Annotated in this window: 27 protein-coding genes; 1 reads left to right on the plus strand and 26 read right to left on the minus strand. The window is 43.2% G+C overall.

Features of this window, described 5'->3' with window-relative positions:
* Nucleotides 1-131 precede the first annotated feature (131 nt).
* Nucleotides 132-1,292, plus strand: a complete 1,161-nt coding sequence (locus QVE09_RS11050) for a glycosyltransferase family 4 protein (protein WP_315936845.1) — start codon at nt 132-134, stop codon at nt 1,290-1,292.
* 299 nt (nt 1,293-1,591) lie between these two features.
* Here QVE09_RS11050 and QVE09_RS11055 read toward each other — a convergent pair whose 3' ends face one another.
* The 26 genes from QVE09_RS11055 to QVE09_RS11180 form a co-directional block, all read right to left on the minus strand.
* Entirely contained in the window at nt 1,592-2,263 is a 672-nt protein-coding gene (locus tag QVE09_RS11055; protein ID WP_315936846.1) for a DUF3298 and DUF4163 domain-containing protein, read from the minus strand.
* Complete coding sequence (locus QVE09_RS11060) at nt 2,250-2,774, minus strand: NUDIX domain-containing protein (RefSeq protein WP_315936847.1); 525 nt, start codon at nt 2,772-2,774, stop codon at nt 2,250-2,252. The genes QVE09_RS11055 and QVE09_RS11060 overlap by 14 nt, the downstream gene beginning before the upstream one ends.
* A 294-nt stretch (nt 2,775-3,068) precedes the next feature.
* Complete coding sequence (locus QVE09_RS11065; protein ID WP_315936848.1) at nt 3,069-3,731, minus strand: HAD family hydrolase; 663 nt, start codon at nt 3,729-3,731, stop codon at nt 3,069-3,071.
* Nucleotides 3,718-4,131 (minus strand): GNAT family N-acetyltransferase, encoded by a 414-nt coding sequence (locus tag QVE09_RS11070; RefSeq protein ID WP_315936849.1) that lies wholly within the window; start codon nt 4,129-4,131, stop codon nt 3,718-3,720. Before QVE09_RS11070 ends, QVE09_RS11065 begins: the two co-directional genes overlap by 14 nt.
* A gap of 142 nt (nt 4,132-4,273) precedes the next feature.
* On the minus strand, nt 4,274-4,444 hold the full coding sequence (locus QVE09_RS11075; RefSeq protein ID WP_094030640.1) for a YHYH domain-containing protein: 171 nt from the start codon (nt 4,442-4,444) through the stop codon (nt 4,274-4,276).
* A gap of 109 nt (nt 4,445-4,553) precedes the next feature.
* On the minus strand, nt 4,554-5,330 hold the full coding sequence (locus QVE09_RS11080; RefSeq protein ID WP_315936850.1) for a Cof-type HAD-IIB family hydrolase: 777 nt from the start codon (nt 5,328-5,330) through the stop codon (nt 4,554-4,556).
* 82 nt (nt 5,331-5,412) lie between these two features.
* Complete coding sequence (locus tag QVE09_RS11085) at nt 5,413-6,975, minus strand: PH domain-containing protein (protein WP_315936851.1); 1,563 nt, start codon at nt 6,973-6,975, stop codon at nt 5,413-5,415.
* Complete coding sequence (locus QVE09_RS11090) at nt 6,972-7,469, minus strand: PH domain-containing protein (RefSeq protein ID WP_315936852.1); 498 nt, start codon at nt 7,467-7,469, stop codon at nt 6,972-6,974. Before QVE09_RS11090 ends, QVE09_RS11085 begins: the two co-directional genes overlap by 4 nt.
* Before the next feature lie 335 nt (nt 7,470-7,804).
* Nucleotides 7,805-8,383, minus strand: coding sequence for a GNAT family N-acetyltransferase (locus QVE09_RS11095; RefSeq protein ID WP_315936853.1), 579 nt, complete (start codon nt 8,381-8,383; stop codon nt 7,805-7,807).
* A 27-nt stretch (nt 8,384-8,410) separates the two neighbouring features.
* A complete protein-coding gene (locus tag QVE09_RS11100) occupies nt 8,411-8,833 on the minus strand; it encodes a YhfM domain-containing protein (RefSeq protein ID WP_315936854.1) in 423 nt (140 codons plus the stop codon).
* 101 nt (nt 8,834-8,934) lie between these two features.
* The gene (locus QVE09_RS11105) at nt 8,935-9,615 is read right to left on the minus strand and encodes a zinc dependent phospholipase C family protein (protein ID WP_315936855.1); all 681 of its coding nucleotides are present in this window, start codon (nt 9,613-9,615) and stop codon (nt 8,935-8,937) included.
* A gap of 134 nt (nt 9,616-9,749) precedes the next feature.
* Nucleotides 9,750-10,529 (minus strand): hypothetical protein, encoded by a 780-nt coding sequence (locus QVE09_RS11110; protein ID WP_315936856.1) that lies wholly within the window; start codon nt 10,527-10,529, stop codon nt 9,750-9,752.
* A gap of 146 nt (nt 10,530-10,675) precedes the next feature.
* Nucleotides 10,676-11,005, minus strand: coding sequence for an HIT family protein (locus QVE09_RS11115; protein WP_051449651.1), 330 nt, complete (start codon nt 11,003-11,005; stop codon nt 10,676-10,678).
* Nucleotides 11,006-11,025: 20 nt separating this feature from the next.
* Nucleotides 11,026-11,478 (minus strand): NUDIX hydrolase, encoded by a 453-nt coding sequence (locus tag QVE09_RS11120; RefSeq protein WP_315936857.1) that lies wholly within the window; start codon nt 11,476-11,478, stop codon nt 11,026-11,028.
* A 46-nt stretch (nt 11,479-11,524) separates the two neighbouring features.
* The gene (locus tag QVE09_RS11125; RefSeq protein ID WP_315936858.1) at nt 11,525-12,115 is read right to left on the minus strand and encodes an HD domain-containing protein; all 591 of its coding nucleotides are present in this window, start codon (nt 12,113-12,115) and stop codon (nt 11,525-11,527) included.
* A 30-nt stretch (nt 12,116-12,145) separates the two neighbouring features.
* Nucleotides 12,146-12,985 carry a GNAT family N-acetyltransferase gene (locus QVE09_RS11130; RefSeq protein WP_315936859.1) on the minus strand — a complete coding sequence of 280 codons (840 nt, stop codon included), beginning with the start codon at nt 12,983-12,985 and terminating at the stop codon, nt 12,146-12,148.
* A gap of 53 nt (nt 12,986-13,038) precedes the next feature.
* Nucleotides 13,039-14,037, minus strand: coding sequence for a phosphotransferase enzyme family protein (locus QVE09_RS11135; RefSeq protein ID WP_315936860.1), 999 nt, complete (start codon nt 14,035-14,037; stop codon nt 13,039-13,041).
* Nucleotides 14,021-14,473 carry a GNAT family N-acetyltransferase gene (locus QVE09_RS11140; RefSeq protein WP_315936861.1) on the minus strand — a complete coding sequence of 151 codons (453 nt, stop codon included), beginning with the start codon at nt 14,471-14,473 and terminating at the stop codon, nt 14,021-14,023. Before QVE09_RS11140 ends, QVE09_RS11135 begins: the two co-directional genes overlap by 17 nt.
* 4 nt (nt 14,474-14,477) lie before the next feature.
* Nucleotides 14,478-15,239, minus strand: a complete 762-nt coding sequence (locus tag QVE09_RS11145) for an aminoglycoside adenylyltransferase domain-containing protein (RefSeq protein WP_315936862.1) — start codon at nt 15,237-15,239, stop codon at nt 14,478-14,480.
* Nucleotides 15,240-15,264: 25 nt separating this feature from the next.
* The gene (locus QVE09_RS11150) at nt 15,265-16,158 is read right to left on the minus strand and encodes a PhzF family phenazine biosynthesis isomerase (RefSeq protein WP_315936863.1); all 894 of its coding nucleotides are present in this window, start codon (nt 16,156-16,158) and stop codon (nt 15,265-15,267) included.
* Nucleotides 16,151-16,816: a Type 1 glutamine amidotransferase-like domain-containing protein gene (locus tag QVE09_RS11155; RefSeq protein ID WP_315936864.1), complete on the minus strand. Its 666-nt coding sequence runs from the start codon at nt 16,814-16,816 to the stop codon at nt 16,151-16,153. Before QVE09_RS11155 ends, QVE09_RS11150 begins: the two co-directional genes overlap by 8 nt.
* A 20-nt stretch (nt 16,817-16,836) precedes the next feature.
* A complete protein-coding gene (locus tag QVE09_RS11160; RefSeq protein WP_315936865.1) occupies nt 16,837-17,379 on the minus strand; it encodes a GNAT family N-acetyltransferase in 543 nt (180 codons plus the stop codon).
* 41 nt (nt 17,380-17,420) lie between these two features.
* Complete coding sequence (locus QVE09_RS11165; RefSeq protein ID WP_315936866.1) at nt 17,421-17,795, minus strand: hypothetical protein; 375 nt, start codon at nt 17,793-17,795, stop codon at nt 17,421-17,423.
* Entirely contained in the window at nt 17,792-18,307 is a 516-nt protein-coding gene (locus QVE09_RS11170) for a nucleoside deaminase (RefSeq protein WP_315936867.1), read from the minus strand. The genes QVE09_RS11165 and QVE09_RS11170 overlap by 4 nt, the downstream gene beginning before the upstream one ends.
* A 31-nt stretch (nt 18,308-18,338) precedes the next feature.
* Nucleotides 18,339-18,845 carry a GNAT family N-acetyltransferase gene (locus QVE09_RS11175; protein WP_074094200.1) on the minus strand — a complete coding sequence of 169 codons (507 nt, stop codon included), beginning with the start codon at nt 18,843-18,845 and terminating at the stop codon, nt 18,339-18,341.
* Nucleotides 18,846-18,865: 20 nt separating this feature from the next.
* On the minus strand, nt 18,866-19,435 hold the full coding sequence (locus QVE09_RS11180) for a histidine phosphatase family protein (RefSeq protein ID WP_074094199.1): 570 nt from the start codon (nt 19,433-19,435) through the stop codon (nt 18,866-18,868).
* Nucleotides 19,436-19,586: the final 151 nt, after the last annotated feature.

Here is a 19,586-nt window from a genome sequence, read left to right on the forward strand (position 1 = left end):
TGAACTTATGGAAGTTGGTATAGTATATTCTTTAACAAATTTACAGGGAATATCGTCAAGTTAACGTGCACTTGACCTCGGGAAAATGTTCCGCTGTTATGATCTTGGCATCACGAGTCTTGGGAGGGGTAATGATGCGCCTGGCCTTGTTCACAGACACCTATCTTCCGGAAACCAATGGTGTTGCTGGCACGCTCCACCGCTTGAGTAACCATCTGAACCGCAGAAGAATTGAACATCTGCTGTTTACTCCGAACTCCGTCATTGAAGGAAGCCATGAGACTCAAGTCAGATCGGTTGCCAACATTCCTTTTTTTCTATATCCCGAATGCCGCATTGCTCTACCCAACAGAGCAGACACGCACAAGCAGCTACAAACCTTTCAACCCGATCTGCTGCATATCGCCACGCCTTTTAATATGGGGTTGCTTGGTCTGAGGTATGCGCTGAAGCATCATCTTCCGCATGTTGTCTCCTACCATACCCACTTCGATCGTTATCTCAAATACTACCGGTTGAAAAGTATGATTCCTCTCTACTGGAAGTATATCCAGTGGTTCCACCGTGCCTGTGATGCAACCCTAACTCCATCGCAGGAAACGTTAAACACCCTGCAAACCCAAGGCATTCAGCGTCTGAAACTTTGGTCTCGCGGGATTGATTGCAACCTGTACTCCCCTGATAAACGCAGCTCGGATATCCGTGAACGATACCACATCACCGCTCCCCTTATTCTACTCTACGTTGGACGCATTGCCCCGGAAAAAGATATCGCTACGCTCACGACTACCATGCAGCAGTTGCCCCAGGAAATGCAGTCCCGTGTACACTGGATCATCGTTGGCGACGGCCCATCTCTCCCCAAAATGCGTCTGCAATCCCCACCCAATGTCACCTTTACAGGCTATGTGCATGGCGAAGAACTTGCTGTTATGTATGCTTCGGCAGATCTGTTTGTGTTTCCTTCCTCTACGGAGACATTTGGCAATGTGGTACTGGAAGCGATGGCTTCAGGACTCCCTGTGGTGGCGGCCAATGCCGGAGGTGTAAAGGATCTGATATCCCACCACCGCAACGGTGTATTATTCGAGCCAGGTCAGGCTGATGCACTGATTCGGGAGATATGTCTCTGGGGAAATCACGTGAACCAATTAAGGATGATGGGACTGGAAGGCAGAAAGCTGGCTGAGCAGCGGTCATGGGAGCATATTTTTGATACACTAATCGGGGATTATGAGGAGGCTATAGAACATCGGAACAGAAAAAGGAAAGATCGAATTATTACAGCGTAGTCTGATGAAATCAGTTTCTTCCAACAACCCATAACTACCGCCACTGCCCTATGCAAAATTTTAAACGGTTCGCCCGTTCAGGCTGCCATAGCATTTACACTCTGCTACGGTCAGCCTGAAACATGTTTCCAATATGCTTCATAACAAACCCTGCATCTTGGATCGGGTTGAGCTATTACACGGTATGTAGACACATAGAGCCGCAGTTATTGGAATTATTTAGAATATTTCGAATGATTGTATATAGAAAAAAAAATGATCTCATTGAACTGAATCATGCCTTTTATTTTGCTTACGATCTATTGGTTGAATTTACTATACGGGACTTTGATATCTACAAACCCTTTAGCGTAGGGTGCAACCTCATAAGGATAGAATCGGATGACGATCCCTTTATCATATAAAAAGAATTCAGATGTTTGATCAAGCTGAAAATCATAAATATTTTCTTCGAAAATAGAAACTCCTGCATTATACATGGCTAATAGACTGTTGGAGATTGATTGCTCTACCTTCTCCATCTGAGTATCGTCTTTGACATACTCGCTTAGCTTCAGTTCTTTCCCCGTTCTTAAATCATAGTTATATGATTTTGTCGCATCCATTCCATGTGCTCCGCCAGTGTACACATGATCTTCATATACCACAGATAACTTTTCTTTTGCATTATATTTTACACTGGCCATGGTGATGTAGAAATAATTTTTGTTTGATTTCTTTTCTTCTTTGTCCAGGCGAGCTGCTTTCACTGCGTGGAGTTTAAATGTCTTGTTCAGCTTATCCGTCACAGATTTCTTTCCACCTGTTAGATGTATGTATGGCTGTCCTTTGTAATATTGGACCTTCGTTTTCACTGTAATCGTGCTACCTGCCTCTACATGACTACTCGGAAGAATGATAGCAATTAGTACAGTGATCAACAGGTAATTTATCCATCTCAATTTTTTTCTTCCAGTTCTATATTTCAACATTATTGCTCCCCCCCTTTGGCTCAAATGATTTCGTTTCTTGCATTCTGTTCCATATTACCTGTGGAGTGCCCCTTAGGTCTGTTCCGCTCTGAACGTTGCCAATACAGATGTCTTCTGCGCCTGGATGTTGTAAATAGTGCCTGAGCGTTGCTTTGATCAGAATAGACGAGTGTAAGTCCAGTACCTCATCCAGCGGTATCCAGAATAACTCTCCTTCATCTGAGGACACAAATTGTCGATGCGTCGTCTCTCCGAAATATACAAACTGCTGCCAAATCTCACCACTATTAACTTCCAACAGAATATATCGAAGCCGAAAATGTTGGACATCCTCTTGCTTGAACCCGGTCTCTTCTTCAATCTCCCGATAGCTGGAGGTCATGGGTGTGTTCAGTTCCCCTTGTTCCAGATGCCCGCCGATGCCACCCCAAAATTCAAAATCAAATAGTCTGCTGCCCGCCTTCTTCATCATCAGCATGTCTGAGCCATTGCTCAAAAACGCTGTAGCCATCTGTCTAATCTCCATATGTTCCTCGCTTTCCAGACTGTGATTATAGGAGTCTTTATCTATTTAAACTGAACTAAAGAATATTTACACTAGCCATTCCGATGACAGAACAACCTTCCGATCGCTGTTATCCCCAGATTTTTTGATTCATTTCCTAAAGGGTAAATCCGGGGATAAAGGCGAGGTGTATGCTTCCGAAGTAGCTTTCTTTCAGAAAGCTTTTAGCTCCGCTTCTTCAGGTTATTTCTGTCCTCTACGTTTTGTGTAAATGTTATATTCAATTTATATAACCGCCTTCTACAGCAATACCTTTAGCTCACTTAGATGTTCAATCGTATGTAATGGCCCCGACGTAATGCTGTCCTGCCACGGCTGGTTGACCTTCATCCAGATGGTGCTCATGCCTACGCTTGCTGCTCCTTCAATATCGTTCACCGGATGATCGCCAATGTAGATGCATTGCTCTGGGCTTAGACCGAAATGATCGAGCGCAAGCTGAAATATGCGTGGATCGGGCTTTTTGACTCCAGCCTCTTCTGAAACAATAATATGGTCGTAATCATCTCGGATACCGAGTTGATCGATTTTCCCATACTGAATATCAGTCTGCCCATTGGTGATTAACCCGGTTTGATATTTCCCCCGCAGATGCTGAACCACTTCTCGCGCCTGTTCCATCAGAACTGAACTTCGTACATACTCTCTGCCATAGAACTCCATCAGTTCTGCATGTGGTGGATGTTCTGCCCAAGGCAGTTCATGCAACAACTCGTTGAACAGGAGGGGTTTGTCCTTATAACCATCCTGGTCGAGTTCAATAATTCGTTTGCTTATATCTTCGGTTGACTCAAGGTGACCAAAATATGTCTTGATAAAACGCTGCGTGAAGCCGTCAAAGGTCATCGTTCTGTTCAGAATTGTATTGTCCAAATCAAAAATAACCGCTTTAATATGATCCATCTTCCTTCTCCCCCAATTCCAGTACATGCGTTATCTTCTCCATACTCGTCACTTCTCTAAATCCCAAGTCGCGATAAAAAGATCCAGCAACCGGTTGATCCGTGTACAGAACCAGTCGAGCGTAATGATTTTCCGCTTTTTGAATAACCGCATCCATCAGCCTGCGCCCAACCCCATGTCTTCGAAATTCTCTCATCACATAAAGCCTGCGAATTCTTCCGGTATACGTCACTTCAGAATAAGGATCTTTGTTCAGACCGCAGATCCCAACCACCTTATCGTGCATTCTGCATTCAAAAAGCGCTTCATCTTCATGCTCGAATGTATTGATTCCTGTCTCATATTCATGGATTAATCGCTCGATATGTCTGAACCCCTCACTGGAGCTTTCGGCCAGCATCGCCACTAACTCGTCATGATTCCATACCGATATCTCCTGTATCTACATGGTGTAACCGCCTCCATCATTTTAAATCAATGGTACACATGCAAACCCAACCATACATTGAATGATGGCCGGGTTTATCTTGTAAAGCTCATTCTCATTTTTTCTTTTTGTGATAGTGATAACCCGTGCACAGACCCTTTTGTTTGGATTTGGCTGAACAGTTATGTCCACCGTTCTTATCCAGTCTGCCTGGATGAGCATAAGCGGAAGAGGATACGCCAACAAGTACGACAAGAGACAGGATTACGATAACAACCTTTTTCATAAGTCACCCTTCGATCAACACCCTATACTTTAGGGCTTAATACATGCTATCTCATTCTACATGAAAATCCACAATTTGGATATCCTTCATCTTTTTAGCCAATCCATTCTCATAAAATCTTAAACTGCTTCAATGCATGGGTGACTCCATCTTCACTTGCCCGCAGGGTGACATAATGGGCACTTTGTTTAATTCGTTTTCCGCCATTTCCCATCGCAATTCCGATTCCCGCATACACTAGCAGATCCACGTCATTCTCCCCATCGCCAAAGGCCATTGTATCCTCTCTGGATATCTTCAGGTAGTCGAGAACTTTCTCTGCGGCTATGGATTTGCTGACTTCGCTCGCTTCCAGCACATTCACTACATAAGGATGGAATCTCACGAATCGTAAAGAAGGAAATCTAGATTGGAATTTCTCCGTCTCCGCTTCATCTGCATATAAACAGATGCAATATACGTCCTGTTCCAACGTGCTGATTTTCTGCGGGGAATTCATGAGTCCAAGCGTATCTCTTAAAGCGTCAGTAACACGACCATCTGCTGTACATAACCCGTTCGTATCAAATGACTCTGTAAAATATGAAATACTGTGCCCCTGCAACTCGGCAAACTCACTGAATGCTCTAACCATCTGTGCTGAAAGTACAGACTTATGTATCACTTCATCACCTGCTTTGATCAATGCCCCATTAGCCGAAATGATCGTATCGATTCCGAGATTTCTGAATTCTTCGCATAAATTATAGGGCCTGCCTGTGACGAGTACGACTTGAACGCCTTTACGAATCAACTCCCGGATCGACTCAGCTGTACGCGGTGATAAACTCCGATCTACTTCGCTCAGCAATGTACCGTCCACATCAAAGAACACAGCTTTCATCAAATTATTCTTCCTCCTCTGTCTTCAATTAAAAAGAGCAAGTACAGAATAACCTGATGTGGTCTTCCTGCACTTGCTCTTGCGATTAACGGGTCTGAACATCTTGGGTACGTCCCATGTACCATAATTGAAATGATTTTGCCGTATCCAGGGGAATGTCATGTGCCCGATGATGCAGAACAGGTTTGGCACGATTTACCGTATGAATGGAAGCCACACCGAACCAACGCTGTAACACATTACGGGTGATCTGCACTTCGATGACTTTCTCACGTTTGGAGATGAAGAGGGTTGACGTGAGCGCACCGGTTCGAAGTTGAATGAAATTCTGATGCAGAATGTATCGGGTATGGAAAAAGTCCATCACTCTGCATGTTGCAATCCACACGAGCAGAATCGCGGAAATCATCCACCAGGCATGTTTCTGCCCAAACACCAATGGTTTGAAATACCACAATAAACCCGTAATTATGATCCACCCCCAGCTTGGTTTGAGCAGGCGCAGCCATAGTGATATTCGTGGAAGTTTTTCCATCTCCTGCGTAACCCGATAGGATGGCAGGATCTCCTCAATCAGGGTATAGGCTTGCTTCACAGGCAAGAAAGGATAGAGCGAGTTCACCTCCTGCTCGGATTCCCCCAGACTACCTGCAGTGGTCAGTTCTACTTCCGCTAATCCAAGCAGCCTTTTCATCGGTGACTGTGTAATTTTCACGGCCTGGACTCGCTCTTTCAAGATTGAAAATGACGTTTGCTCCATCATGCCCTTCGAGATATAGATCCGCTTGGCATCCGAGGTGATCTGGAAATTGCCATACTTTACGAAGGTTCTGACTATGCCCAGAGCAATAGATATGATCAATAAAACTAAAATCATCAAACCGGCAATCCACCAGGAATCAAGCCAGGTTAATAACAAACTTTCCGTTACTTCTTCATCAGGGAAGAAGTCCTTCACCCAGGAATAGAGCGTAGCCAGGACCGGAATCAGTACGAGAAAACTAAGCGAGGTAAAGGATGCTTTGAATATGTCCTTGCGGGTGGAATGATAATGAACAACCCGTTCCTGTTTTTCTTTTGCAGGTAGAGACATGACTTCATCAGTTATAAAAGGTTCGGATTGCGCTTCTCCCTCTTCCATAGCTTGAACTGCATCCAACGTATCATGTTCCTCTGTTGCTTCTACTGTTTCTGCGTCTTCTGCCAAATGACCTGCTACAATCTTCTCCAGCTGCTCCGCTTCGGAAAGTGAAACAACGTGTAACTGAAAGGTAGCATCTTCTCCCTTAATTCCGGTCTCGAATCGAATCGACGTCACCCTGAATAACCGATGAAACAGCGTTGTATGACGATTCACATTCTGGACCTTGGTATACGGTATCGTTCTTCGAGTACGGTTGAACACACCACTGTAGATGTGAAAGGCCTTAACGTCTGCTGTATAACGAGAAGTAAACCACTTCCAGATGATCGACACGATGCCGATGGAAACACCTGCATAAAAGGCGATCCTTCCATAGAAAAGCCATTGGGACTCTGAGCCCTGACGGAAAACAAACAAAAACAGGACGATGGCGAACGAATTCTTCACCAGTTTCCAAAGACTCCACAGCATCGTTAATGGATGATGTCGCTTCATATCGATCATTCATCCACCTCATTAATCCGCGCATAGGACGCAATCTGATGACGAAGTGCAAGCGCGACTTCCTCTGGCAAGGCGGGGATTTCATGTGATGAACCCATCGTGCCAACCGATACGGAATAGAGTCCATATTTTCGCATCAAAGGTCCCTGATTGGTTGTAACCGATTGCACTTTTGCCATGGGGATGATCTGATGTACCTTGGTTAGCGCCCCACGCTTCAGTTGCAGGAACTCCTCATTCACATCATAGTACCAATGCTTATATAACCATGAAGGCTGGATGAAAATATCCCACACCGCATAGACCACCGATATGGCCGTAACGCCCCACAAAATCCAACCAATCCACGTCTTCCATCCATAGATGGAGTCGAGTATTAACAGTACGGCAAGGATCAGGAAACCTATTACATTCCATAGGATGGCGCTAATTCTCCACATTTTTACTGCATGAGGAGATAACCGTTGCTCGGGTGGCTTCCACTGATTTGACATATGTTCACTCCTTTTTTCCCCGGGTACATAAACACACACATGATACACTGTACGAACAATCGTTCACGATCGATGCAAAAAGATAAAGAGATGACCCCTATGCAATACAGGTCGTCATCTCTTTTGTTCATTTCATTTTACTTTAGTGCATGTTCAAAAAGACTGGTTTTCAGTACCGAGAAGATGGGATGAAGCTAGAAATGGAGTAGCGGAGCGTAGGGAAAACTACGTGAGCAACTACAATGTTTCCGAAGGAAACAACCTTCGTAAGCATCCACTTATTTCGGCTGAATTCCATATTCGATGATGATGATGCCACTAGGCATCCTTCGTAATCAAAAGCGGGCTTTTTGAACAACCTCTATAAAATCCTGTACTTCACACAGCCAAACCATATGATCAGTTCCTTCGCCCCAGTAGTTGTTCGCCACCACATAGGGTTCACCGAATTTACGTTGCCACTTCTTCTGTGCGATTCGATAACCACTGTCCAGGCAAAATTGCTGAATTCCCAGCCGTTGCAGTTCAGTAACCAGTGCGAGAATGAGCGCCGAACCAACCCCCTGTCCTTGAACCTCGAGCAACACGTACAGGCTACCCAGTTCTCCGATCTCGTTCAGTCGGCCCTCTGTACATTCTCGAATCTCCTCACCACAAGGTCCATACGAGATTGTGCCTACAATAACATCTCCCATTTTGGCCACGAGGAAAAACACACTTGGTTCTATGTTGTCCTTTGCTTGCAATGCCTTGTGAATCATCGCTTTTTTGTGTGTTATTTCATCCTGAATATCATCCAGAAGCGAGCCTATTCCCTCCTGATCAAATGCTGCGGGAATGGTTGTCTCGAACACCTGATACGCTCCATCTGCATCTGATCGCAGCAAAGGTTCAATGGTAATTTTGTCATCCACAGGTTCTTCTCCGTTCCATATACCTTCTCAATCTGTACGTCGCTGAATCAGTCTTCTTAGTTGATTCGCATCCTCAAGGGATATGCTATATCCAGTATGCGTGTCTTCCTGGTTAACTAACAAGCCTTGCATCTTGGGATCCATTCCTAATGAAAAATCATACCGTGTTATCGAGCTGTCCGCATTTGTTATGCTCATGACGTACTGTGTACCATAATCAAGAATACCTTGCATACGCTCTGCCTTATGTATGGCCTCCATCATAATTCGAATCTCGTCAGGTCGATCAAACTCAACATCTTGGCATGGTTCCAAAGTGAGGTCTGGATTACACGTTAAGGTGATCAGCATAGGAAGCCCTTCTTCCGCGTTCGATTCATTCGGTTTGCTGCACCCTGCAATGAACGTGGCAATGACAAATACGAGCAACACTCCTACATATTTCACCATACTGCGTGCCTCCCTGACTTAGTATTATTAAATACACAAATAATGAGTAGAGAAGTAATAAATACAGCATCTAGTGATTCAACTGCACTAACTATCTATATTCATATCAAGTTACGTAACTCCGGGTCCCATGAAGACAACATAGAGATCAGTCGCTCTACGGTCTCTTCCACAAATACCTGAACTCTCTCACCCGTGATGAACTCAGGAGTAATTCCCGGTTCTTCCCCATTAAGAAAAGAAAATGTGTGATCCCGCCAGCGTACAATCTCATCGGCAGTTAAACGATCCGTCATGTCATAACCCGGTGAACTGTTGAGCACCTGCCATACCTCTTCGCTCCAACTTGAACCTTGATAGAGATTGAAATCGATCTGGTCCGTCTCCTGGTAATATAAACGCGCCAGTTCATCCTTCGATCTGCTACTGCCTGTATGTTGATCTACCTTGTTGACCCGTTCGACGAATTCAGGATGCACACTCCGGAACCAGTAATAGTCTGTCAGCACATGCATAAAGTATCCTCGCACAAACCACTTCCATCCTTCATCGGTAAGTTGATGCATATAGAATGAGTAGAGATCCTTCAGTTCACCAACGTAATCTCCAACATCTTTCGGGTTAAAATGGGTGTATTCCTTATCATCTCTGGTTGTACCTTCGCGCATATGTATGGAATCCGGGGCGATGTTCCCCAGATAGAATGAACCTCGATCAGCCTGCATTTGCAGCGAGTCTGCAATCAGATTAGCAATATTGAGATGAACCATAGGTAACGGCATAGAGTTGATCTCCTTTTATCGGGAAGTATTCTACTATACTTAGAAAAAATGATATAAACTACTGGTGCAACGTACAGATCACGCGAATAGTGAGACTCCGCTATGTTCCACCTTTTTTCATCGTAATTGCGTAATTAACCCTGTGTTCTCTCCAATTGCATCCGGTCAAACAGCTGCTCCAGATCCGTATGGTACTCCGGGTGCTCCTTCACAAGCAGACTAATGTATTCCGACCCACATTCATAGAACATCAAGCGGTTAAACGGGGCTGTGTCTCCCATATGATTGCTTTCTTGCCCAAATTTTTCCCGAATCAGATTCTCAATATAACGCGCGTAACCCTCGTTCCATTCCAACCAGCTCCAGTACTCGGCTTGTTCTTCATTTAATGAATTAAACAACGCCTTTCTAGCTGTGTGTACTTGTGTCAGGTCTTTACTCTTCAAAGCAGACAACAATGAGTTAATCCGCTCTACAACGATTTCGTCTTCATACGGAAATTCATAATCTAGTTCCCATGTCACGCGCTTCAATTGCGTCATTTTATGTTTAATCTGAAGACGGTTTACGATCCGTTCATCATATTTCTCATAAACATAACAATGAACATATTCGTGGAACAGATAGACTTTCTGCTCCAGATCTTTGAACGCTGCATCCGTTACAATCGCACACATTCGTTCGTCCATATGAGGCACTGGCATGGCTGCAAGGCACTCATCAGGAATATATAAATCGTCCGGTACCGTCTTCACCCACTCGTATTGTTGCGTTTTGGACGAATAATCATAGATATACAATAAAGCTTCATAGGCTACAACCACTGGATAATGTTCTGCAAATAAAGGATGTATGCTAACCAAGTCTTTCTGAAGTTCGTTTAACTTGTTAATTTGTTCTAGAAAAGCATCCATGTCATGAACCTCTCTTTACTGGAATGATGCGTTAATCATACTAGATCAGGAAAGATAAAACACTGAGAGAAAAATGATAATTCTGTTCGAGTGTGAGATGGTGAACGTTAGAAAGGTGGAAGTTTGTTAATCCGGTATACTGTTTCCTAAGTTCGCTCACCACTGACTATATGCCAATGCTGATGCTTCGAGTCTTGATAACTGCCCAAGTTAGTTACAATCTTCGATGAGCCTGTCTGAGCTAACAAGTCAGCAGCTACTTTTTTAATGACCTGCATCATTTCTATGAGTAGCTCATCATTATTCTCTTCCTCTTCTGAAATGAAGGACTGAATATGAATTTTGGGAATTACAACAATGTGATGCTTGTAGTATGGCCGAGTGTGATGATAAGCCATAACGTTATTTGTTTCCATGACAACTTTGACTTGCGTTTTACCACTCAGCACCTCATCACAATAGAAGTCCTGCGTCATAACATGTCCTCCTCTTACTATTAAGTTCTGATATATCCTGCCTTCTTCAACACATATTCCGTAAACGGATTGATCTCAGGGATCGGCTGATTCAGATCAAAATATCGGAGTTCCAGCCCTTCATCATCCATAATGGTTGGGCTGCCCATGATGCCTGAAGCTTCATAAACAGCCATGACGTTGTATACTTCATCACCATGTGGATATTGATAGTACATGTCCTCACCTGAAAAAACGCTAATGAGTTTATACGATTCCGCTCTCAGTCCGGCCTCTTCATACAATTCCCGCGCAGCCGCTTCCTCCAAAGACTCCCCGGGTTCCATGGATCCGCCAAGTGTCCCCCAATCCAAGCTATCTGTACGTTTTTGCAGCAGCAGGTGACCTTCCTCATTGAACACGAGTACACATGAGCCCGCCATAATTAGAGGACGCGGGCCCACCAGTTTTCTTAGCTCCATGATATATCCCATATATACTTCTCCCCCATCTTCAAAGTGCGTACGTGAAAACGTATCCTTATACTTTGGTCAAGATTCCCTGGTCCACGGATTTCTGAATAAGCTGCTGCGCATACTCCCACAATGTTTCGGAACCGTTCGCAATCTCACGGTTTCTGTTTAACACCTGATCACTTGTAATGTTATATTTCTGCCACGTATCTCCCTCATTCTGATGATTATGGATCAGAGGCTGCAACCGATCGAGAGATGAGGCAAATTGTGCTTCAGGCGTCTGCTTTGCTTCAAACTCTAACCATAAATGGAGTAGTTCTTCTGCCTGTTCCTGAGGTAATATACCAAACAGCCGGTGAGCCGCTTTGAGTTCACGATCATATTTATCCGTATTCCCCACCGTATCGTAGGCAAAAGTATCTCCCGCATCGATCTCAACCAGATCATGAACGAGAAGCATCTTAATGACTTTAAGAATATCCACATCCTTGTTGGCGTGACTCTGTAAAACCAAGGCCATCATCGCCAGATGCCAAGAATGCTCTGCATCATTTTCAAGTCTCTCACCATGCATAATTCTCGTCTTTCGTTCAATCGTTTTGAGTTTATCAATCTCAATGAGAAATTGAATCTGATCCTGAAATGATTCACTCACAACACATCCTCCTTCATATCCGATACCCATCTACGTGGATAGATCGTACCAGTAAACTCTATAGTTAAAATCCAGTGACATTCCCACACCCTGTGCCAGACGAATTGAGCCCGCATTGTCCGGTGAACAATCCCAATACGGATGTATGCCTGCACGACTGCATTCATCTACAAAAGCTTTTGCCACCATCGCACCATAATTTCTTCTTCTGTAGACTCCAACCGTTTCAATATCAACCGCATGTGTCTGATCTGCAATAAATGCCGAAAAGCAAACACTCGCGATATCATCGTTATGCACTGTAATATAGCCAAAGCCATGGTGTAAAAAATCATCTATTGTCGTCCAGAAGTGAGAGATTTTATCCATCAGAAAAGGAGAATTGTTATATCTTTTCTCTCCTAATAGTACTTCATCTATCCTGAGAATTCTGACTTCCTCGTCCTGTGAAGCACATATGTCGAGAGGTACTTGCTGACTTAGCGGATCTGGATTCAATTTGAATACATGCTGAATATCACTGGAGATATCTCTTTTACCGGAGATATGTTGAAGAACATCTTCCCAGGTTTCATCCACCACACCAATTTCAACAGCATGAATATGTAAGTTCAATAATTCAGGTTCAATACGTTCCCGCATGTACTCTTTCAATTCATTCAGAAAGGGTTCACTTCGAGAATCTCCGATCAACTGAAAACCAGATTGTCCATGTATCCAAATTAGAGCTGCTGTTATATTCTCTGCATCATCTACATAGATCCGTCCCGGGTTCAAGCCAAACGCCACCGCCTTGACTTCAATATTCAGACACGAGTCCGTGAGATGTTTTACTTTGTGGAAATCATGTTTATTAATCTCGGTAATCATAGGTTCATTCCTCCTATAACGACAGCTCAGGAATTATTACATCAAGCGTGTAATCAGACCAAGTATATATTAAGCAACTCTTGAATCCTAAGATTATGCTTTTCCAGCCAATTCATGTTTCTCTCAAACTGTTCAATCATAAACGTGAAGTTGTGTTCAATCGTTGCTCCGGCATAATGCTGACCAATATAGAAATGAAGTACTGCTATATAATAAATTTTTGTAAGCAAAGGGAGATAAACGAACTCAAGCAATGAATGCTTGCGTTCACGACCATACCCCTGAATAAAGGACCCAATCATTTCCATTGATCCTTGGGATTCCTGAACCACATGGTTAAAGCTAATTGTGAATTCCATAAACGCAGCATCCATACCCATAAAATCAAAATCCAGTACACCCGTGATTTCCTCATTCTGAGTGAGCAAATTATAAATCAACAAATCATGATGAACCAACTGTTGTGGTAACATCTCCAGGTGAAGTTCGGAACTCTCAATTTCTGTGATCATTCTCTGATAAAAGGCAACCTTCGAAACCGATAATGCAAAAGGTAGATTTTCATAAAAACTCTTAATCGATTGGCGAGTAGCTAACGGATGAATTTCGTACATTTTAGTAAATGAAACTCCCCTGTAAGCTTGCTTGCCTATTGGGAACCCTTGCATTCGTGTCGAAAACTCACCCACCAACTGCCCAAACTTCTTAGATTTGTCTACGCTAGACAATTGGGGTACAGTACCTTCTAGAAAGGTAGTAATAGCCGCAAGCGTCCCATCTTCTAATATTAAATAGTTTTGGCCATCTATTGTCCTATGAAAGCGAGGGACTTGAAACGAAGAAGGCGTACTTTCAAGGAAAGCCGTCACTTCACATTCAAGTTCAATACCATCGATCGTTTTGAGATGTCTGTTATAGATACGAACAATAAACCTCTGTCCATGTATTTCAAGAATCTTGGTCGTATTCGTCAAGCCAAATGGAACGGCTTCCAAGGTATACTCGGTATCTTCGAAATAATGAAAAATGATCTCGTCAAATCTTATATTCATAGATTTTCGTCTCTTCATCATCAAGCAGGTATCCTTTACCGATATAGGTCCAGTTATTTTTCTCATAATAATCAGTCAGATCAGTACATAAATACAGGTTGTCATATCCTTTTGTTTTCACCTCATTTAATGCATGGGTCTGAAGTTGTCTACCCAGGTTCTGGCCCCGATATTCTGGATCAACATGAAGACACGCAAACCATGGAAAGAGATCCTGCCTGCTATTCAGATCACTTCGTAACAGAGCGTACCCACCCATAATTCGGTCTCCGTCCAACATCACATAAAATCTTGGCACATCACTCTCTGTATCCACAGAACGCTCTATACAATCCCGATAGAAGTGGAAGCTTGATTCCGAACCCCATTGTTTCCAGAAATACTGCACTGCTTCTTGCAGCACGTCCGGCTTCTGCCGAATATCAAAAATTTGCAAAATGTTAATCTCCCTTCACGTGGATCTGATTCAACATATATTCCGCATACTCCAGAAGTAAGGCTTCACTCAAATTCACATTCTCCAGATCACCATTGTACTTTGCAAGGCATTGTGAGAAGACATCCTGGTATTTAGAGGGAAGGTTTGTAAGTGCCCATTCTCCTGCTTCTCGCTTGGAACGAATGACTGAATCTTTCACGTACAAAAGAACCCGGGATAGACTCAATACATAGTAGACTGGGTTGTCCACAATGTCTTCAATTGCTGAACTCGCGTCCGATGTGATTGAAGCAATCATATGTTCACGATTTTCCGGTTGGAACAGATCCTTAATGGGTTTACCAGCCAGCACAATACCTCGATCATAGATGACAGCCATATGTGCTACCAGATCCGGATCTTCATATCCACCACATAGATATTGCTCATCCGTTCGATATTTCTCCCGATGATAAGCAGAGTAATGAAATTCAAAAGGAGTAGGGTATAGCATGGCAACAACCGCAGTTTCCAGTACAATACTGAGTTCAAAACCTTTCGTAATGTGCATCTCATCTTCAATATGCATTAACTTTTGTGCAATCCTTCGATAGGTGTCGGCAGATCGCTTTTCCTGGCTAACGACCAATATATCAATATCACTCTGATTTGGATGAAAGCATCCCATGGCCATAGAACCGTGTAAATATATGCCCACCAAGGCATCCGTTAATTCTTCTTTCAAGACACGAGTAACGTTATCTAAAACCGTCTTTTCATTCAACAGAAGCAACTCCCTTATGTATAGATCAGGTATCCAATTCAACGCCCAGTTCACGCACAAAAACAGCTGTCCCCTTCATTCTGACATCCATATCCTCACCATTCCGAATTACACTCACTTGAACCTTTCCATCTCTTCCAATCTCATGCCCTTGCTCTACCACAAACTGTACCTCATCAATCTCCGGTTTCACATAGGTTAAATAATAAGCCCCCATCACCCCTGAGGCTGTTCCAGTCACTGGATCTTCCGTCGTACCTGAGTAAGGTGAAGAGAAATGTCTGGCATGCATCATTGCATCGGAATCACGGGTTTCGAAACCAAAGGGATGTAGGGAAGCTTTGGGATTCTCAATTAAAATTCCTGGGAACAGGGAAGAATCCGGTTTCATTTTCATAAAAGAGCTTAGTTCACGAATTGGAATTAATAACGTCCAGGTTCCTGTACTTCCATAAACGATTGGCGTAGAAAGGTCAACCTCATCCAGAGTGAGGTTTATGGCGCTCACCAGCTTCTGGATATCACCCTGGAACGGTATAAACTGTGGTTGATCCTGTTTCATTTCCATGTAAATGGTGTCGTCATTTCTCTCAAATCGAATAGGTAATATGCCTACATTGGTTTCAATCGTGATTAACTCTCGGTTACCCAACGTACCACGCGTTTTCAATCCATACATGGATGCCATTGTGGCATGACCACACAGATTAATCTCATGGCCCGGTGTAAAATAACGTAATCGGACGTCAGCTACTTCAGATTTCAACACAAATACCGTCTCATTAAAACCAACTTGATAAGCGATCTGCTGCATCTCCGCCTCACTGAAATGATCAGCATCAAAGACCACTCCTGCCGGGTTACCTTGATCAGGAACTGTGGAGAAAGCATCATAATGATAGACCTTAATATCACTCATCACTTGACCCACTTTCTCTGTAATCTACGAGACACACATTTCCATATAACTCTACTCTTTCACCATCAACTACAAGCCCGCCACCATCTTGGCACGCATAAACCGCCGTACGGTTAACGCGCGTATACTCTCTTAATGAATTCAGGGTATCTTCCGAACCGTCCCAATGCGGTGCAAACTCAAAATCAACGAGTCCCAGTGCTTGCATATCTTTCAGATCTACATTGTTTTCATCAGCATCTTCCCCATATCCCGCTATATCTATGGTAGGTGTAGTCAGAATACTGCCTGCGCTGACCCCGATCAGAATGCCGCCACTCTTCACATAGGAACGTAGCAAACCAAGCACATTTCTCTTCTGTAATAGACTTAGAAAATAAAACGTATTTCCGCCCGATAGATGTATCGCATCACATTCAAAAATAGAGTCAAATGTGCTCTCCTCATACTGCAGATCAAGATCATAATATTGAATGTTATCTATTCCTATTTGGTTATAGTAACGTCTAGTGTGCTTAAAATACCTTCGCTCCGCGTCGGAACATGATGGTATATAGCCGATGGAAGGCTGTTCACTGTGGAATAAGCTTCGTATTTTCTGATTCAATTTATCGTTAGATTCGAACACCAAATCACTTAGCAGAACCAACGTAGTCATCTGATTTCCTCCCGTATCTATTAGATTGGCTTAAACTCTCTATCCAAAATTGAGAAAAAATACTGGTCTGTCCACTGTTTGTTCCACCATAGTTCTTCCTGGAAGACGGCCTCCCGTGTCATACCCACATGCTGCATCAGTGCTGCTGAGCGGACGTTTTGTGAATTACACATGCCGACAACCTTATGAGCTTGTAACTCTTGAAATGCAAAATGTAGCAAAAGTCGGGTAGCTTCACTCCCGTATCCTCTACCTGCGTATTCCGAAAGTACAGCGAATCCAAGTTCCCAGCTTTTTCGGTGATCCACGTAACTCCACATCTGAACGATACCAACGGGTGTATCCTCTGGATCATTCATGCGCCGTATAACGAAATCATAGGCATATGGTTTCTCATCTGTGACAGCAAAATGGCTGCGATATTTGTCACGGACCTTTTCCTCATCTGTTTCAACAGTTTCCTCAAAGCTCCATATGTTTGTGTCACATTCAAGTTGACCTATGAAATTGAGGTCCTGCTCTGTGACTGTTGTTATTCGTACTTTCCCTCCCACGAATTCCATGTGGATTCATCCCCTTTGGATTATGCCATTATTCTCATATACTACTGCATCAGCCCATTAATATATCTTCTGTGACTTGCAGATGCTTCCTGAACCCACAAGTCCAACTCAACTTTACTCACAAAAAATTCATCCTGAACCTTAATGAACGGAAACATTCTCCCATCAAAGAAACCGGCCACTGTGAAACTCCCTTGCTCAGCCTTAATAATACTCATCACCTGTTCTTCAGTCATACTCAGATACTCGGCAGTTTCATGCATCGACAATATTACTTTATCACTTGGTACTTCTTGCTCTACTGCCTGAGTCAGTTCACTATTTCTCTCCTGAGTCGTTAAAAATATGCAGCCAATAATAAACGAGATACCTAAAATGACACTGGCTAAAAGTATAGAGAGCGGAATAGATTTCATTGCTTAGGAATCTCCCATTCTGTATTAAGCAAACCTCTACTAATATTCCATTTGGCGAGCAAAGCTCTCTGTCTGTTTTCTAGATCAAGGTAGGGTGCTGCAACACAGGATAGCGTGTCAAACATATGGATAAAATGAGGCCCTTCTTTGAAACGTCGAAGCCCGCCATATTCTTCATCATCTGCTGCCCATACAATCTTCTTAATCCCCGACATTAATATGGTGCACGAACACATGGGACAAGGCTCACAGGTAGTATAAAGCGTCAAGTCTTTCTTCTTCGAGAATTTCTTCTTCTCTACATCCAGCAAATGTTTTCCTGCCCGACGAATGGCATCCACCTCAGCATGTGCGGTGGGGTCGCAATCTGAGAAGACTCGGTTCCGGCCTTTACTCACGACAATCCCATCCACATCCACGATTATCGCACCAATCGGATACGTTCCTTCAGTAAATGATTGTTCTGCTTCTTCCAGAGCCAAAGTCAGATACTCATAATCCGATAACTTCATTGAAAATCCCCCTAAGTGCAGTTATAGTCGCTTATAAAGCAGATTCCTTGTCTAATGTATAGTAAAAGAGATTGTCTACTAACTCAGTGGACTTCGAAAAGTTCAACTTTTCTAACAAGCTCTGCGATTGAATATTTTCCTGCTCCACTGTCGCTTCAATATAATCAAGATTCATCTTGTTCCAGCCGATTTCGATCATTGCGGTTAAAGCTTCTTGCATCAACCCTTGTCCCCAATAGGACGGAGATAAATCAAACCCAATCTCTGCCTTCGATGGTGACTCTTGATTCCAACAGTGAAACCCCGCTGTGCCTATGAATTCGCCATCTGATTTATGGAACAGACCATATCTGCATCCAGAATCATCGATGTGAAATTGTATGATTTCTTCTGCTTCGTTTACGTCACGACAAGGCTCAATATCCATAAACCGGGTTACATCCGGTTCGGCGAAATGTTCATATACAACCTGCCGGTCCGCTATGGTTAACTCTCTGAGGTACAATCGTTCAGTCTCTACACTAGGAAAGTAAGTCATGACGGAATCTCCTTTAATCGTTAAACGTTTCGGATTGTGTACTGCCCTGCTTCACCAAGAAAATCACTTTTGGTTAACCCTTCTTCTCCGAGTAACATCCTGTAGTTCGATATCGTACCATCATGGGAAATGATAAACGTATTGCCGCTCTGTTGCCTGCACCATTCAAGAAGCTGTTCAGCTAATTTCTTGAATCGATGTGCATCCATCTGATTAATACTTTCTTTCCAACAATCCAAACCCAAATCAAGCATTCTTATGTCAGTATACTGATGGCTGAGTTCTTCCTTGGAATAGATCTGATCGCAGACGAAAGGTACAAACTCTGGATTTTGAGGAAACATTCTTGGGCCAACCAGCGGGCTGAAGAACACAAGATTTTTGTTAGGAGTTAGGAGTTGTGCTGTTTCAATAGTACGTTTCGTTGGACTAATCAAAATGACGTCTTCAGGCGCAAAAACCACTTGTTTACGCAAAGCTATGACCTGACTTTTCCCCAATTCAGTGAGGCCAGGATGCAGACAATTTAATTGGTTTGGGTAATCCATCAAGTGTTCGCCATGACCATGACGAATAAATGTAATGTCCATAGGCACCTATCCCTCTATATAATATTGGATAAACTTCACGTCATTAAGGTTACTCAATACCTGCCACACGGAAGTTAAATTTGTTGTGATTTTGTTAATACGATATATTATTGTTATCTGCAGTCCGTTATGTATTATGCTGAGCAGTTTT

This window comes from Paenibacillus sp. ClWae2A, assembly GCF_032452295.1.
Taxonomy (GTDB): domain Bacteria; phylum Bacillota; class Bacilli; order Paenibacillales; family Paenibacillaceae; genus Paenibacillus.

Coding starts and splice junctions, on each gene's coding strand:
- QVE09_RS11120 (WP_315936857.1), bottom strand. CDS start 11,478: ATGGGATATATCATGGAGCTAAGAAAACTGGTGGGCCCGCGTCCTCTA.
- QVE09_RS11175 (WP_074094200.1), bottom strand. CDS start 18,845: ATGACTTACTTTCCTAGTGTAGAGACTGAACGATTGTACCTCAGAGAG.
- QVE09_RS11075 (WP_094030640.1), bottom strand. CDS start 4,444: ATGAAAAAGGTTGTTATCGTAATCCTGTCTCTTGTCGTACTTGTTGGC.
- QVE09_RS11065 (WP_315936848.1), bottom strand. CDS start 3,731: ATGGATCATATTAAAGCGGTTATTTTTGATTTGGACAATACAATTCTG.
- QVE09_RS11180 (WP_074094199.1), bottom strand. CDS start 19,435: ATGGACATTACATTTATTCGTCATGGTCATGGCGAACACTTGATGGAT.
- QVE09_RS11085 (WP_315936851.1), bottom strand. CDS start 6,975: ATGATCGATATGAAGCGACATCATCCATTAACGATGCTGTGGAGTCTT.
- QVE09_RS11135 (WP_315936860.1), bottom strand. CDS start 14,037: ATGAATATAAGATTTGACGAGATCATTTTTCATTATTTCGAAGATACC.
- QVE09_RS11155 (WP_315936864.1), bottom strand. CDS start 16,816: ATGACTACGTTGGTTCTGCTAAGTGATTTGGTGTTCGAATCTAACGAT.
- QVE09_RS11165 (WP_315936866.1), bottom strand. CDS start 17,795: ATGAAATCTATTCCGCTCTCTATACTTTTAGCCAGTGTCATTTTAGGT.
- QVE09_RS11115 (WP_051449651.1), bottom strand. CDS start 11,005: ATGACGCAGGACTTCTATTGTGATGAGGTGCTGAGTGGTAAAACGCAA.
- QVE09_RS11150 (WP_315936863.1), bottom strand. CDS start 16,158: ATGAGTGATATTAAGGTCTATCATTATGATGCTTTCTCCACAGTTCCT.
- QVE09_RS11070 (WP_315936849.1), bottom strand. CDS start 4,131: ATGCTGGCCGAAAGCTCCAGTGAGGGGTTCAGACATATCGAGCGATTA.
- QVE09_RS11105 (WP_315936855.1), bottom strand. CDS start 9,615: ATGCCGTTACCTATGGTTCATCTCAATATTGCTAATCTGATTGCAGAC.
- QVE09_RS11090 (WP_315936852.1), bottom strand. CDS start 7,469: ATGTCAAATCAGTGGAAGCCACCCGAGCAACGGTTATCTCCTCATGCA.
- QVE09_RS11055 (WP_315936846.1), bottom strand. CDS start 2,263: ATGTTGAAATATAGAACTGGAAGAAAAAAATTGAGATGGATAAATTAC.
- QVE09_RS11050 (WP_315936845.1), top strand. CDS start 132: ATGATGCGCCTGGCCTTGTTCACAGACACCTATCTTCCGGAAACCAAT.
- QVE09_RS11110 (WP_315936856.1), bottom strand. CDS start 10,529: ATGGATGCTTTTCTAGAACAAATTAACAAGTTAAACGAACTTCAGAAA.
- QVE09_RS11170 (WP_315936867.1), bottom strand. CDS start 18,307: ATGAAGTTATCGGATTATGAGTATCTGACTTTGGCTCTGGAAGAAGCA.
- QVE09_RS11130 (WP_315936859.1), bottom strand. CDS start 12,985: ATGATTACCGAGATTAATAAACATGATTTCCACAAAGTAAAACATCTC.
- QVE09_RS11100 (WP_315936854.1), bottom strand. CDS start 8,833: ATGGTGAAATATGTAGGAGTGTTGCTCGTATTTGTCATTGCCACGTTC.
- QVE09_RS11160 (WP_315936865.1), bottom strand. CDS start 17,379: ATGGAATTCGTGGGAGGGAAAGTACGAATAACAACAGTCACAGAGCAG.
- QVE09_RS11060 (WP_315936847.1), bottom strand. CDS start 2,774: ATGGCTACAGCGTTTTTGAGCAATGGCTCAGACATGCTGATGATGAAG.